9 protein-coding genes are annotated in these 15,808 nt (G+C 34.0%); all 9 read left to right on the forward strand.

Annotated elements, in window-relative coordinates; translation table 11 throughout:
- The 9 genes from ACFX5F_RS01575 (at window position 1) to ACFX5F_RS01615 (ending at window position 15,699) form a co-directional block, all read left to right on the forward strand.
- Entirely contained in the window at window positions 1–939 is a 939-nt protein-coding gene (locus ACFX5F_RS01575; RefSeq protein ID WP_379849255.1) for a carbohydrate kinase family protein, read from the forward strand.
- Between the two features lie 32 nt (window positions 940–971).
- Window positions 972–2,201 carry an MFS transporter gene (locus ACFX5F_RS01580; protein WP_379849257.1) on the forward strand — a complete coding sequence of 410 codons (1,230 nt, stop codon included), beginning with the start codon at window positions 972–974 and terminating at the stop codon, window positions 2,199–2,201.
- Window positions 2,185–4,050: a trehalase family glycosidase gene (locus ACFX5F_RS01585; protein WP_379849259.1), complete on the forward strand. Its 1,866-nt coding sequence runs from the start codon at window positions 2,185–2,187 to the stop codon at window positions 4,048–4,050. The genes ACFX5F_RS01580 and ACFX5F_RS01585 overlap by 17 nt, the downstream gene beginning before the upstream one ends.
- A gap of 72 nt (window positions 4,051–4,122) precedes the next feature.
- A complete protein-coding gene (locus ACFX5F_RS01590) occupies window positions 4,123–4,557 on the forward strand; it encodes a CBS domain-containing protein (protein ID WP_073204382.1) in 435 nt (144 codons plus the stop codon).
- 154 nt (window positions 4,558–4,711) lie between these two features.
- Window positions 4,712–6,994: an NADP-dependent malic enzyme gene (locus tag ACFX5F_RS01595; protein WP_379849261.1), complete on the forward strand. Its 2,283-nt coding sequence runs from the start codon at window positions 4,712–4,714 to the stop codon at window positions 6,992–6,994.
- 94 nt (window positions 6,995–7,088) lie between these two features.
- Window positions 7,089–7,670: a Holliday junction branch migration protein RuvA gene (ruvA, locus tag ACFX5F_RS01600; RefSeq protein WP_379849263.1), complete on the forward strand. Its 582-nt coding sequence runs from the start codon at window positions 7,089–7,091 to the stop codon at window positions 7,668–7,670.
- A 23-nt stretch (window positions 7,671–7,693) separates the two neighbouring features.
- The gene (gene sov / locus ACFX5F_RS01605) at window positions 7,694–14,851 is read left to right on the forward strand and encodes a T9SS outer membrane translocon Sov/SprA (RefSeq protein ID WP_379849265.1); all 7,158 of its coding nucleotides are present in this window, start codon (window positions 7,694–7,696) and stop codon (window positions 14,849–14,851) included.
- Between the two features lie 94 nt (window positions 14,852–14,945).
- A complete protein-coding gene (gene gcvH / locus ACFX5F_RS01610) occupies window positions 14,946–15,326 on the forward strand; it encodes a glycine cleavage system protein GcvH (protein ID WP_379849267.1) in 381 nt (126 codons plus the stop codon).
- Window positions 15,295–15,699: a VanZ family protein gene (locus ACFX5F_RS01615; RefSeq protein ID WP_379849269.1), complete on the forward strand. Its 405-nt coding sequence runs from the start codon at window positions 15,295–15,297 to the stop codon at window positions 15,697–15,699. The genes gcvH and ACFX5F_RS01615 overlap by 32 nt, the downstream gene beginning before the upstream one ends.
- Window positions 15,700–15,808: the final 109 nt, after the last annotated feature.

Below are 15,808 nucleotides of genomic sequence, written 5' to 3' on the forward strand. Positions count from 1 at the left end.
GTGGAAAAAATAATAGATATAATATGTGCTGGCGAAGTACTGATTGATTTTATAGGACATGAAGTAAATACGTCCATCAATAGAACAAAAGATTACCATCGTTTTCTTGGTGGATCGCCAACTAATGTAGCTGTGAATGCTTCACGATTAGGTTTGAAATCGGCATTAATTGCCACTTGTGGTCAGGATGGTTTGGGAGAATATATCGTTCGTAAATTAAAGGAGAATAATGTGAGTACCACTCAGGTAAAGAAATTGGAAGGGGTTCCTACCTCAATCATTCTTGTTTCAAAATCCTCGGGAACACCAGATTTTATTCCATACCGTGAGGCGGATTATCAGATTGAACAAAATCAGATTACAGATGAACTGCTAGAAAGTGCAAAAATATTTCATACCACTTGCTTTGCATTGAGCAAAGATCCGGCGCGAACTACTATTTTAGAGGGTGCTAAAAGAGCAAAGAAATTAGGATTATTAACGAGCATCGACATTAATTTTTCGGAAAGAATCTGGCCTGATCGAGAAGAAGCAAAAGTTGTCTTAAAAGAATATTTATCTACTAATCCTCTAGTAAAACTTAGTGAGGACGACTGTTATAGACTCTTCGCCGAATCTAAAACGGAAGACTTTATTTTTGAATATTTTCATGGATTAGGTGCTTCAACTATTTGTTTGACAAAAGGAAAAGATGGAGTTGTATTGTCAAATAGTGATTTTGGTATGTTTCATCAAAAAGCTTTGCCAATAGAAGACATAAAAGACACTACCGGTGCAGGGGATGCTTTTTGGACTGGTTTTTTATATGCACAATTAGAAAATAAAAATCTGGAAGAATCTATTACAATAGCCCAAAAATTAGCGGTGCTAAAACTTCAAAACGTGGGAAGGTTACCGGAGGGAATAAATTTTAAAGACTATTTGAATATCGAATCGTAATTTTTGTTAAACCAAAACCAAATATATATTAAATGAGAAAAAGTACTATAAAAATTGCAATGTATTTGAATTATTTTGTGTTTGCTATACTGCTAAATAGTGTTGGGATAGTAATATTAAAAGCACAAAAAAATTATGGCGTAGATGAATTACAGGCGAGTATTCTAGAGGCTTTTAAGGATTTGCCTATAGCAATAGTTTCTTTTTTAATTGCTTCTTTTTTGCCAAGAATCGGATATAAAAGAGCTATGCTTATTGGATTGGCATTAGTTTCTGTAGCCTGTGTGAGTATGTATTTTGGAAATTCGTTTGGCACCGCAAAATTGCTTTTTGCTACCGTGGGTGTTTCTTTTGCATTAATAAAAGTGTCAGTTTATTCTCTTATTGGAACCGTTACGGATAATCAACAGGAACATAATAGCTTGATGAGTAGTATTGAAGGCGTTTTTATGATAGGGATTGCAGTAGCTTACTTTTTATTTCCCGCTTTCAATTCTGAAGTGGATCCCGACGCCTGGTTAAATGTATATTGGTTGTTAGCAGCAATTTCATTAGTGTCTTTTGGATTTTTATTTTTTGCCAAATTTGAAAATAAAACTGAAATACCTGGAGTTGACTTAGCGGATGATTTTAAACAAATGTTTAAATTATTTGCAAAGCTATTAACAATTGTTTTTGTAATAAGTGCTTTCTTGTTTGTGATGATTGAACAAGGAATAATGTCCTGGTTGCCTACTTTTAATAGTAAAGTATTACATCTACCAGAGAATATCAGCATTATGATGGCGAGTATTTTGGCAATTTCATTAGCAGTTGGTAGACTGTTGGCCGGTGTGATAACTAAAAAAGTAAATTGGATTTGGGTACTCAGTTCCTGTATTGTAATAGCGATGTTAATTGTCGTTTTTGTACTTCCAAAAACAGTTGGTTTAGATGTAAAACAGATTAATTCGCTAAGCGATATTCCATTAATCGGTTTCGCATTCCCATTGGTAGGACTTTTTATTGCTCCAATTTATCCACTTTTGAATTCGGTAGTTTTAAGTGCGCTGCCTAAAAAAATGCACAGCTCCATGACGGGATTAATTGTGGTTTTCTCGGCACTTGGTGGCACTCTCGGCTCTAGAATTATTGGGTATTTATTCAAAAATGAAGGTCCTGAAAATGCATTCTATTATACTTTAATTCCAATGTCTTTATTGCTAGCTTCTTTCTTTATATTAAAAAAACTTACTTCAAAAAAAAATGAAATTCTTACTTAACATAGACAAGGTATTCCAAGAACTGCTGCTTCAGGAAGATACAGATAATGACAAAAAAATCACCAAAGACGATGAGGGTCCTAAGAAATTTGTTTTAAGTGATGAAAAAACAAAGCAGCAACAAGTAATTGAGGGAACGTATCATTTATCTAACTTACTTCAGGAATTGGCGAAGCTGAAAGAAAGTAATATTCAAGTTGGAGAGGTAGATTTAAATCGAATTCAAGAAAATCCTGTAGAACGTATTTCGAGAAAAATCAAAGAAGATTATTGGGACGAACTTACGCGTACAATTGATAAAAAGGGGCTAACCCAAATCATGGAAGACGAAAAGACGTCCAATAAAGTGCCTACGCTCTATGTTTCTGCGAAAGATAAACAAGGGGTAGTTTATTTTAAAGAATTAGAAAAGGAGCTTAGAAATTTTAAACTCGAAATCTTACCTGAAAATTATTCGGTTGAATATGTTGATACTTTAAATACAAAACCAGGAATTCTTGCCTTGGCGCTAGAACAAAAGTTATATAGTTTACAAGGTGTTCCTTTTGTAGTGCCTGGAGGAAGGTTTAATGAAATGTATGGTTGGGACAGTTATTTCATTGGAGTTGGGTTGTTAGTTGACAACCAACTGGAAAAAGCAATGGCTATAGCCGAAAACTTCAAGTATCAGATTGTACATTATGGAAAAATCCTAAATGCGAATAGAAGTTATTACCTAACAAGAACACAACCTCCGTTGTATTCATCGCTAATAATTGATATTATTAAATATAAATTGCCAAGTTTAGAGTGGTTGCGAAGTCATCTTGAGACCGTAATTCTGGAATATAGCACGGTTTGGATGGTACAAGGAAATCGATTGACTGAAACGGGGTTAAATAGATATAAAGCTGAAGGTGTGGGCATGCCTTTTGAGGTTGAACCAGGACATTTTGACGATGTTTTAGAACCTTACGCAAAAAAATATAAATTACCAATTCGAGAATTCGAGAAAAAATATCTGGAAAGAACATTGGTTGATGCGGAGCTCGATCTATATTTTGTACATGATCGAAGTATGAGAGAAAGTGGTCATGATACAACGAACAGGTTGATAAATACTTGTGCCAATTTGAACTCAGTTGATGTAAATAGCTTCCTTTATAAATATGAAAAAGATATTGCTTATCTGATAAAAGAGTATTTTCATGATTCTTTTCAAATTGAAGAGGTGATCTATACTTCAGAAGAATGGGAACAAAAGGCTCTTTCAAGAAAAGATAAAATCAATGAATTATGCTGGAATGAAGAATTAAGTATGTATTTTGATTATGATTTTGTGAATAATAAACAATTTCCATTTGAAGCAGCCACAACTTTTTTCCCTTTGTGGGCTAAATTATGCAGTGAACATCAGGCTAAAAAATTAGTAGAAATAGCTTTGCCTCAATTTATAAAGTCGGGCGGAATTACAGGAAGTACCGGGGCAAGTATCGCTAATTTTCCAAAAGATGGGCCACAGCGACAATGGGATTATCCATTTGGTTGGGCACCACATCAAATGTTATTATGGGAAGGATTAATTAATTATAACTATCTGGATAAAGCGCAAGAGATGGTTTATCGCTGGCTGTGGCTAATCACAAAAAATGCGGTCGAGTATAACGGAACTATTCCTGAGAAGTTTGATTTAGAAATTAGTTCTCATAAAGTTTTTGCGGAGTATGGCAATGTAGGAACTGAATTTGATTATATCGCAAAAGAAGGATTTGGGTGGGTAAATGCTTCCTATCAATATGGTTTACGAATATTGAATGATAATTTGAAACAGGAACTAAACAAATTGACTGCTCCGGACGAACTGTTTTAAAAATAAAAATAATTTTTTTTGTCATTTGTATGTTATTTTTTCTAACTTTATAATTCAATAAATTTATTCAAGATGACTGTAAATCAAATATTAAGCACAAAAGGAAAAGAAGTATATTCAATAGTCTCTACTATTACTGTATATGAGGCTTTAAAAGTGATGGGAGAAAAGAATATTGGAGCAGTATTGATAATTGAAGATAATGTATTAAAAGGCGTTTTATCTGAAAGAGATTATGCTAGAAAAATTGTTCTTAAAGACAAATCTTCAAAGAAAACTCATGTGAATGAAATAATGGAAAAGGAAGTTTTTACTGTAAAACCATCTGACAATCTAGACTACTGTATGGAATTGATGAGTACAAAAAGAATCCGGCATTTACCGGTTATTGAAAATGATCAAACTATAGGGATTATTTCGATGGGAGACGTTGTAAAAGCGATTATTGAAGTTCAAAAAAATACAATCGAACATTTAGATTCTTATATCAGCGGAAGCAAGATGTAAAAAGAATAAATTATAAATTAAAATAGCTGCAAATTTTTGCAGCTATTTTAATTTATACATAATGACTTAGGCTCTTTTTTGTAAAAGAATAAGATAATAGCTTACTTTTTGGGCCAAGTGGTATATCTTTGTAAACTAGGATAAAATCTAAAAAATGGACAAAAACAGCAAAAGAAGAGAGGCATTATTATACCACGCAAAGCCTACTCCAGGTAAAATTCAAGTAGTTCCAACTAAGAAATATGCAACGCAAAGAGATTTGTCTTTGGCCTATTCGCCAGGTGTAGCAGAACCTTGTTTGGAAATTGCAAAAGATATAAATAATGTATATAAATATACAGCAAAAGGAAATCTTGTTGCTGTAATTACAAACGGAACTGCAGTTTTAGGACTTGGTGATATTGGTCCGGAAGCATCAAAACCGGTAATGGAAGGTAAAGGTTTATTGTTTAAAATTTTTGCAGATATAGATGTATTTGATATTGAAATAGGGACTAAGGACATTGAAGAATTTATTCAAACTGTCAAAAATATTGCACCAACTTTTGGTGGGATAAATCTGGAAGATATCAAAGCTCCTGAATCTTTTGAAATAGAAAGACGATTAGTTGAAGAATTAAATATTCCTGTGATGCACGATGATCAACATGGTACTGCAATTATATCATCTGCGGCTTTGTTGAATGCATTGGAGTTAGCAAATAAAAAATCAGAAGACGTAAAATTAGTAGTTTCTGGAGCAGGCTCTGCAGCTCTTGCTTGTGCTGATTTATATGTTTTACTTGGAGTGAAAATAGAAAACATATTGATGTTTAACAGTAAAGGAGTCTTGACAAAAGACAATAAATCTCTTTCTGATTTACAGCAAAAATATGCAAAGGATGTTGAGCCAATGAGTCTGGAAGAAGCATTAGTTGGAGCTGATGTTTTCTTAGGATTATCAACAGGAGATATTATGACGGCTCAAATGTTATTGGGGATGGCAGAAAATCCGATCGTTTTTGCGATGGCAAATCCAGATCCTGAAATAGATTATAACCTCGCAATTGCAACTCGTAAAGATGTTATTATGGCAACTGGTCGTTCTGACCATCCTAATCAGGTAAATAATGTTCTTGGATTTCCATATATTTTTAGAGGTGCACTAGATGTTAGAGCTACCAAAATAAATGAGGCTATGAAAATGGCAGCGGTAAGAGCACTTGCATTATTGGCTAAAGAATCCGTTCCGGAGCAAGTAAATGTTGCTTATGGAGCAACTAAGTTAATTTTTGGAAGAGATTATATTATTCCAAAACCATTTGATCCGAGATTGATTACAATTGTTGCCCCAGCTGTTGCTAAAGCAGCTATGGACTCAGGAGTAGCGTTGAATCCAATATTAGACTGGAAAAAGTATGAAGAAGAGCTTTTAGATCGATTGGGGAATGACAACAAAATGGTTCGATTGATTACCAATAGAGCCAAAACGGATCCTAAAAAAATCGTTTTTGCAGAAGCAGACCATTTAGATGTTCTTAAAGCGGCTCAAATTGTATTAGAAGAAGGAATCGGTTTCCCAATTTTGCTTGGAAATAAAGAAATTATTTTGGAATTAAAAGAAGAGCTAGGTTTTGATGCTGATGTTCAGATTATTGATCCAAAAGAAAAAGTGGAGGAATTTAGAAGAAATAAGTTTGCGACCACCTATTGGTCTTCCAGACAAAGGCGCGGTATATCATTATTGGATGCTCAAAAATTAATGCGAGAAAGAAACTATTTTGCTGCTATGATGGTCAATGAGGGAGAAGCCGACGCATTAGTTACAGGACATTCCAGAAGTTATCCTTCTGTGGTAAAACCAATGTTACAACTTATCGATAAAGCGCATGGAGCGTCACTAGTTGCTACTACAAATATGATGATGACAGCTCGTGGGCCAATGTTCTTATCTGATACTGCAATAAACATTAATCCTTCAGCAGACGATTTAGCGAAAATTGCCATAATGACTGCTAAAACGGCCAGAATGTTTGGTGTAGAACCGGTTATTGCGATGATTTCTTATTCTAATTTTGGATCTTCAACGAATGAAAGTGCTTCAAAAGTGAGAGAGGCAGTGGCTTATCTGCATAAAAATCATCCAGAGATGGTTATTGATGGCGAACTTCAAGCTGATTTTGCTTTAAATCCAGAAATGTTAAAAGCAAAGTTTCCGTTTTCTAAACTAGCAGGTAAAAAAGTAAATACTTTAATTTTTCCAAATCTTGAATCGGCTAATATTACTTATAAACTATTGAAAGAATTAAATAAAGTGGACTCAATAGGACCTATTATGTTAGGAATGGGTAAACCTGTTCATATATTTCAATTAGGTGCAAGCGTAGAAGAAATGGTAAATATGGCAGCTATTGCTGTGATTGACGCACAAGAAAAGCAAAAGAAAAAACAACTATAATAAGTTGTTTTTTGGCAATAAAAATAGTTATAAAGATAAATTTAGTAAGATAATTTGCTAATTTTGTTATATTTGGCGACATATAATAATAACTATGATAGCACATTTACAAGGAAAATTAGTAGAAAAGTCACCAACACAGGTAGTTATTGATTGCGGAGGTGTTGGGTACCATGTAAATATTTCTTTGCATACCTACTCGTTGCTTCCTAATACTGACTTTATAAAATTGTATACGCATCTTCAAATAAAAGAAGATGCGCATACTTTATTTGGTTTTGTAGAAAAATCGGAAAGGGAGATTTTTAAATTATTATTGTCAGTTTCTGGTATTGGGGCTAGCATTGCCAGAACGATGTTGTCTTCCTTAGATCCCAAACAAATTACGAATGCAATTGCATCAGGTGATGTAGTTGCTATTCAATCGATAAAAGGAATTGGTAGTAAAACGGCCCAAAGAGTGATACTTGATTTGAAAGAAAAAGTACTGAAATTGTATGATTTAGACGAAGTTTCTTTATCACATAACAATACAAATCGAGATGAAGCGTTATCTGCTTTGGAGGTATTAGGTTTTGTTCGAAAAACTTCAGAACGAATCGTAGAAAAAATTGTAAAAGAGGATCCAGAGGCGTCTGTTGAATCGATTATTAAAAAAGCTTTAAAAAACTTATAAAAGAGACTCAAAAAACGGATTATATGCATAAAATTTCTATTTTTTTGCTAGTCATATTTTGTGGTTTTGTATCGCAAGCCCAGATAACACCAGCTGCTCAGGATACAGTTAAAACTGGTTTTTCTACAGGGAAAGTCCAACTTAAAAACCCTCAAAGTATTCTTTCGGCTTATACCTACGATCCTGTCACAGATAGATATGTTTATACCAATTCTGTCGACGGTTTTTCTATTGACTATCCAATTATTTTAACTCCAAAAGAATATGAAAACTTGGTTTTGAAAGAATCCATGCGGGATTATTTCCAGAAAAAAGTTGATGCGATAGATGGAAAAAAAGAGGGGAGTGAAGCCGCTAAAAAAGATTTACTGCCAAGATATTACGTAAAATCTGGTCTTTTTGAATCCATTTTTGGAAGCAATACCATTGATGTGAAACCGACCGGATCTGTAGAAATGGATTTAGGGATGCGTTACACAAAACAAGACAATCCTTCCTTTTCACCGAGGAACAGATCAAATCTTTCTTTTGATTTCAATCAAAGGATAAGTATGAGCTTGATGGGAAAAGTAGGGACGCGACTTAATGTAAATGCTAACTATGACACGCAGTCTACTTTTGCCTTTCAAAATTTAATAAAGTTAGAATACGCCCCTTCTGAAGATGATATTATTCAAAAAATTGAGGTAGGAAACGTAAGTATGCCATTAAACAGTTCCTTGATTAGAGGGGCTCAAAGTTTATTTGGTGTGAAAACACAATTGCAATTTGGTAAAACTACAGTAACAGGTGTGTTTTCAGAACAAAAATCGCAAACCAAAAGTATCGTTGCTCAAGGAGGTGGAACAATTCAGGATTTTGATATTTACGGATTAGATTATGATAATGACAGGCATTTTTTCTTGTCACAATATTTCAGAAATAAGTACGATGCTTCCTTAAAAAACTATCCTTTTATTGATAGTAGAGTTCAAATTTCAAGATTAGAAATCTGGGTTACCAATAAACAAAACAGAGTAACTACAACCAATAACAATCTCCGAAATATTATTGCGCTTCAGGATTTAGGGGAAGGGCAATTATCTGGTTTAGTGGATAATGAGGTGGTTGTGTTAGACCCTTCTGCCGGAATTTTTAATAATCCAATCGATTCTCCTTCAGACAATTCAAATAATGATTTTGATCCTGCGCAAATAGCAGCCGGAAGTGGTTTGTTAAACAATAACATTCGCGAAATAGTAACCTCAAGTTCAGGTTTTAATGCTACTGTAAGTGAAGGACAGGATTATTCTAAGCTCGAAAATGCCAGAAAGCTGAATCCTAATGAATATACATTTAATGCTCAATTAGGATATATTTCGTTACAACAACGATTAGCCAATGATGAGGTTTTAGCCGTTGCTTATCAATATACGATTGGTGACAAAGTTTACCAAGTAGGGGAGTTTGGAAGCGACGGGGTAGATGCGACCGTTGTAACAGGTACTAATCAATCAAATCAGGCAATTATTACGCAGAGTCTGATATTGAAAATGCTGAAAAGTAATTTGACCAATGTCAAAAATCCGGTTTGGAACCTGATGATGAAAAATATCTATCAAATTCCGGGTGCATATCAAGTAAAACAAGAAGATTTTAGATTTAATATTCTTTATACTGATCCTTCGGCTTTAAATTATATTACAGAGGTGTCTGGAAGTCCTTTTCCTGCAAATCCGTTGCCAGAAAATAAAGTAGCTGAAACCCCTTTACTTAAAGTGTTCAATTTAGATAAACTGAATTACAATAATGATCCACAAACAGGAGGAGATGGTTTTTTTGATTTCATGCAAGGCTTAACTATCGATGCTCAAAACGGGAGAATTATTTTTACAACTAAAGAGCCATTTGGAGAATTATTATTTTCTAAATTATCGAACACTGGTTCAGCAGAAAATTATAACAATGAAAGTAGTTATAACGCGAATCAAAAGAAATACGTGTTTAAAAGCATGTATCGAAACACGCAATCGGGGGCCTTACAAGACAGTGATAAAAACAAATTTTTATTAAGAGGTAAGTACAAATCTACTGGTGGTGACGGAATTCCCATTGGGGCTTTTAATGTTCCAAGAGGATCAGTTGTTGTGACGGCAGGAGGAAGGATTTTAGTTGAGGGGATAGATTATAGTGTCAATTATCAATTGGGACGAGTTCAAATTCTGGATCCATCTCTTCAAGCATCAAATACGCCAATAAATGTTTCTTTGGAGAATAATTCAATTTTTGGACAACAAACCAGAAGGTTTATGGGCGTTAATGTGGAACATAAAATTTCGGATAATTTTTTAGTGGGTGCTACATTTTTAAAAATGTCCGAAAGACCATTTACACAAAAATCAAGCTTCGGCCAAGAATCAGTGAATAACACGATTTTCGGATTCAATTCTAATTTTTCCACAGAGGTTCCTTTTTTAACCAGATTAGTAAATAAGTTACCAAATATTGATACGGATGTTCCTTCGAATCTTTCCATAAGAGGCGAAATTGCATTTTTGAAACCGGATTCACCAAAAGCGGATCGTTTTCAAGGAGAATCTACTATTTATGTTGATGATTTTGAAGGTTCTCAGTCAACAATTGATATGCGATCCCCGTATGCATGGAGTTTATCGTCTACACCGGAAAGAAATGCCAGAAGTACGTATGATTTTAATGCCAATTCTAATGATTTGAGTTATGGTTTTAAAAGAGCAAAATTAGCTTGGTATTCAATTGACCCTGTATTTTACACTCAAAAACCAGCTGGAATCTCAAATGCAGATTTGTCTTTCAATACTACCCGAAGAATTTATAGCGAGGAGTTGTATCCTTTGACGGATATTGCACAAGGTCAATCTCAAGTTGTCAATACATTGGATTTAAGTTATTATCCTTCTGAAAGAGGGCCTTATAATAATAGTTCGAATTATAATACAAACCCAACGTCAAATTATGGGGGGATAATGAGATCATTGAATTCAACTAATTTCGAACAAGGAAATGTAGAATATATTCAATTTTGGGTATTAGATCCGTATGTTGGAAGTGGGCAAATTCCTCAAACTAATACAGGTAAAATTTATTTCAATTTAGGAGAGGTCTCTGAGGATGTTCTTAAAGACGGAAGAAAACAATATGAAAATGGTCTTGGTCCAGATCAAATTTTATCAAATCCGCCATCTGTATGGGGAGATGTGCCTGCTTCGCAATCTTTAATTTATGCGTTTGATACCAATGCTGATAATAGAAAAAATCAGGATGTCGGTTTAGATGGTTTGGCAAATGTCAAGGAAGCTACTGTTTACAATAATTTCGCATCAGAGCCGGATCCTGCAGCGGATGATTATACGTATTACTTGAATGCCTCTGGAAATGTTTCAGACCGATATAAAAATTATAATGGAGTAGATGGAAACTCCGCCGTTGATATTAATGACCCTAACAGAGGTGCCTCCACGGTTCCAGATGTGGAGGATATTAACAGAGACAATACCATGAATACTATCAATGCGTATTATGAATATAGTATTGATGTCAAGCCAAATATGAGTATAGGACAAAATTACATTACTGATATTAGAAATACCCAAGTCACTATGGCAAATGGTTCCGTAACTGATGCAAGATGGATTCAGTTTAAAGTGCCAGTTTCACAACCTGAAAATACGATTGGAAATATTTCCGATTTTAGATCGATACGTTTCATGAGAATGTTTATGACTGGTTTTAATGATAAGGTGACAGTTCGTTTTGGAGCCTTAGATTTAGTAAGGGGCGAATGGAGACGGTATACAAATACACTTGATTTTAATGACACCAATGTACTTGATGACAAAACTGACTTAGATGTATTAGCCGTTAATGTCCAAGAAAACAATGAGAGATGTCCAGTAAATTACATTACTCCGCCGGGGGTTGTAAGAGAGCAACTGTACAATAATAATACGGTTATTAATCAAAACGAGCAATCATTATCGCTAAGAGTTTCTGGAGATGGGTTGGAACCAAACGATTCGAGAGCTGTTTTTAAAAATGTGAGTATCGACATGCGTCAGTTCAAAAAACTGAAAATGTTCTTGCATGCGGAATCTTTGCCAAATGAAATTGCACTTCAGGATGATCAAATGGTAGGTTTTATACGTTTTGGAAATGACTTTACCCAAAATTTCTACCAAATAGAAATTCCCTTAAAAATAACGAAGCCTTCTTCTTCGTCAACTTCTGATTGCTCTGCTTTAAGTGCCGATGCGGTTTGGCCAGCGGATAATGAAATTGATTTGTCTTTGGCTTTATTGACCAAATTGAAGATTTTGGCGATGAGTGTAAATCCAAATGATTTGCCATTAGACGGAATTTATTATAAATATGAAGATGATGATAAACTGGATCCATCATTATCCAATAAACCTAATAAATTGAGATTAGGGATAAAAGGGAACCCTAATTTTGGTCAAGTTAGAACTTTAATGGTTGGTGTTAAGAGTAATGAAACGCATCAGGATATTAAAGGGGAGGTTTGGTTCAATGAATTGCGTATAGCCGATATGGATAATCAAGGCGGTATGGCTGCAGTGCTGAATGTAGATTCAAATCTTGCAGATTTTGCTACAGTTTCTGCCACAGGTAAAATGAGTACAATTGGTTTTGGGGCGTTAGAACAAGGGCCAAATGAAAGAAGCCGTGAAGATACAAAGCAATACAACATCGTTACAAATTTAAATCTTGGAAAATTATTACCAATAAAATGGGGCGTGAATTTACCTTTTAATTATGCTGTTGGCGAAGAAATGATTACCCCAGAATATGATCCCTTCAATCAAGATATTAAACTAAAACAGTTGTTAGATAATACAGATAATCAAGCAGAAAGAGATAATATTAAAAGCAGAGCAACGGATTACACAAAACGAACAAGTATTAATTTTATAGGAGTTCGAAAAGAAAGAAGGCCAGAGCAAAAACAACATGTATATGATGCAGAAAACTTCACCTTTTCGCAATCTATTAATGAAGTGGAGCGACATGATTTTGAAATCGAAGATTATATCGAACAACATGTAAGCTCATCAGTTGATTACGGCTTTAGTTTTCAGCCTAAACCAGTTGAGCCTTTTAAGAAAACCGCTTTCATGAAAAAGAGTGGTTATTGGAAATTGTTAAGTGATTTTAATTTTAATTATTTGCCATCTAATATTTCATTTAACTCTAATATCAACAGACAATATAACCGCCAGCAATTTAGACAAGTTGATGTGGAGGGAATAGGACTTGATCCTTTGTACCGAAGAAATTTTGCGTTTAATTATCAATATGGGTTTAATTTTAATTTGACAAAATCTTTAAAATTAAATTATACAGCTTCGTCTAGTAATATTGTCAAAAATTATTTGAATGAGAACAATGAACCTATTGATTCTTTTACAATTTGGGATAGTTACTGGGATATTGGAGATCCTAACCAACATATGCAACAATTGGTACTAAATTATGAACTACCAATTAATAAAATTCCACTTTTTAGTTTTATAAAAGCTAATTATACCTATACCGGAGACTATAGCTGGCAGCGTGCTTCTAATGCATTGTCGCAAATAGAAATTGATGGGAATAATTATAATTTGGGTAATACGATTCAAAACGCTAGTTCAAATAATTTGAATGCTGCGCTCAACATGGATTTATTATATAAGTATTTAGGATTGTCAAAAAATACAAATAAGTCAGTCGCTAAACCTAAAGCCGCTATTCCGAAGCCTGGTGAAAAAGTGGTGAATACAAACGCCCAACAACCTGCTAAAAATAATGAATTTGTGGACGGCTTGATTGGGGTATTAACCAGTGTCAAAAATATTCAAATGAATTACACGGAGAATAGCGGTACAGTATTACCGGGATATACTCCAGGGATTGGGTTTTTAGGGTCATCAAGACCTTCATTAGGTTTTATTTTTGGTAGCCAAGATGACGTGCGATATGAAGCGGCCAGAAATGGATGGCTGACCAATTATCAAGAATTCAATCAGAATTTTACCCAAGTAAAAAATAGAATATTTAAGGCAACAGCAAATGTGGATTTATTTCCGGACTTAAAAATTGATTTGTCATTGGATAGAGCTTATTCTAGAAATTCCTCGGAACAATATAGAGTTGATATTCAAGAAGGTTACATACCTCAATCGCCTTATAGTTACGGTCTTTTTTCTATATCGACTGTTCTAATAAAAACAGCATTTTCGACGAGTGATGAGAATGGATCTGCAGCTTTTGATGATTTTAGAATTAATAGACTCACTGTTGCGAATCGATTAGCTTCACAACGTGGGATAGACGTAAATAACCCGGCTAATCTCGATGCTGAAGGTTATCCATTAGGATATGGTAAAAATAATCAAGCGGTATTATTACCTGCTTTTTTAGCCTCTTATTCTGGTTCTAATGCTTCAGATGTTTCTCTTGGGATTTTCAGAAGTTTTCCGATACCAAACTGGGCTGTGAAATATAATGGATTGATGCGTTATAGTTTTTTCAAAGAAAATTTCAAGCGTTTTTCTATGCAGCATGGTTACCGAGCTTCTTATACAATTAATGCATTTAGGTCTAATTTTGAATATGATAAAAACCCGGATGGAGTGGATGCAAGCGGAAATTTTTTCAATAAGACAATTATGTCTAATATCAATTTAGTGGAGCAATTCAGTCCGCTTATTAGAATGGATTTTGAATTAAAAAATTCGTTAAAAATACTTACTGAAATAAAGAAAGACAGAGCTTTATCCATGAGTTTTGATAATAATTTATTGACCGAGGTTAAAGGAATAGAATACGTTGTTGGACTAGGGTATCGATTTAAGGATGTAATTTTTTCTTCCAGGTTGGCTGATAATCCTACGGGGATAATAAAAAGTGATATTAACATAAAGGGGGATTTGTCATACCGTAATAATCAAACAATTGTTCGTTATTTGGATTATGATAATAATCAATTAGCCGGAGGGCAAAATATTTGGTCAGTAAAATTTACTGCTGATTATGCTTTCAGTAAAAACTTGACTGCAATTTTCTACTATGATCATTCCTTTTCGAAAGCCGTAATATCAACTTCATTTCCATTAACCAATATTCGATCTGGATTTACAATGCGATATAATTTTGGCAATTAATTTTCTTAAAATCTAAAGGTGATTTGAATTGAGATTGTTACATTTGTGGCATAAAATTTCAATTATTAAATAGTAATTATCAATAAATATTTTTATGAATATACCAGCAAATTTAAAGTACACAAAAGATCACGAATGGGTTAGTTTAGAAGGTGATATTGCAACAGTAGGAATTACTCATTTTGCACAAAAAGAATTAGGAGATATCGTATATGTTGAGGTGGAAACTTTAGACCAAACTTTAGAAAAAGATGAGGTTTTTGGTACAGTTGAAGCGGTTAAGACAGTTTCTGATTTGTTTCTTCCTTTATCAGGAGAAATTATTGCTTTTAATGACTCATTAGAAAGTACGCCGGAAGTTGTTAATTCAGATCCTTATGGTGCCGGGTGGATGATAAAGATTAAAGTTGCTAAAATGGATGAAGTTGATTCATTGCTTTCAAGTGAATCATACAAAGAACTTATTGGTGCCTAAATTACTGTACTTTTGGATAGCTTTATCTTGGACAGGAGTTATAGCCTATTTTTGCTTAACGGCTTCAAGTAATCTTCCAAGTGTAAGTATACTCTATTTAGATAAATTTGTACATGCAAGCTTTCATTTTGTATTTACGGTATTTTGGTTTTTGTTTTTTAAAAAACAGTTAGGTTCAAACGTTCTTAAGCCTTTAGGTATTTCATTTGTTTTTTCTGTTTTTTTTGGAATAGGAATAGAAATATTGCAAGGGTGCTGTACGACAACCAGAAGAGCAGATTTTATTGATGTTCTGGCAAATATGGCAGGAGCAATTTTGGCAGTTTGCATCGTTTTAATATTTAATAAGTATCGTAGTTTAGATAAAATTTAGCAGATAATATAATCCCACTTAGGTGGGATTTTTTATACCTGAACATTTCGTTGTTAATAATGGATGTGTTAAAAGGGTTAGTAAGTTCAAAAAGTAAATGTTTATATTA

This window comes from Flavobacterium zhoui (genome assembly GCF_042787235.1).
GTDB lineage: Bacteria > Bacteroidota > Bacteroidia > Flavobacteriales > Flavobacteriaceae > Flavobacterium > Flavobacterium zhoui.

What these genes read in the sequence shown, in the direction of transcription:
- ACFX5F_RS01580 (WP_379849257.1), top strand. Translation starts at nt 972, where the DNA reads ATGAGAAAAAGTACTATAAAAATTGCAATGTATTTGAATTATTTTGTG.
- ACFX5F_RS01585 (WP_379849259.1), top strand. Translation starts at nt 2,185, where the DNA reads ATGAAATTCTTACTTAACATAGACAAGGTATTCCAAGAACTGCTGCTT.
- ACFX5F_RS01590 (WP_073204382.1), top strand. Translation starts at nt 4,123, where the DNA reads ATGACTGTAAATCAAATATTAAGCACAAAAGGAAAAGAAGTATATTCA.
- ACFX5F_RS01595 (WP_379849261.1), top strand. Translation starts at nt 4,712, where the DNA reads ATGGACAAAAACAGCAAAAGAAGAGAGGCATTATTATACCACGCAAAG.
- ruvA (WP_379849263.1), top strand. Translation starts at nt 7,089, where the DNA reads ATGATAGCACATTTACAAGGAAAATTAGTAGAAAAGTCACCAACACAG.
- sov (WP_379849265.1), top strand. Translation starts at nt 7,694, where the DNA reads ATGCATAAAATTTCTATTTTTTTGCTAGTCATATTTTGTGGTTTTGTA.
- gcvH (WP_379849267.1), top strand. Translation starts at nt 14,946, where the DNA reads ATGAATATACCAGCAAATTTAAAGTACACAAAAGATCACGAATGGGTT.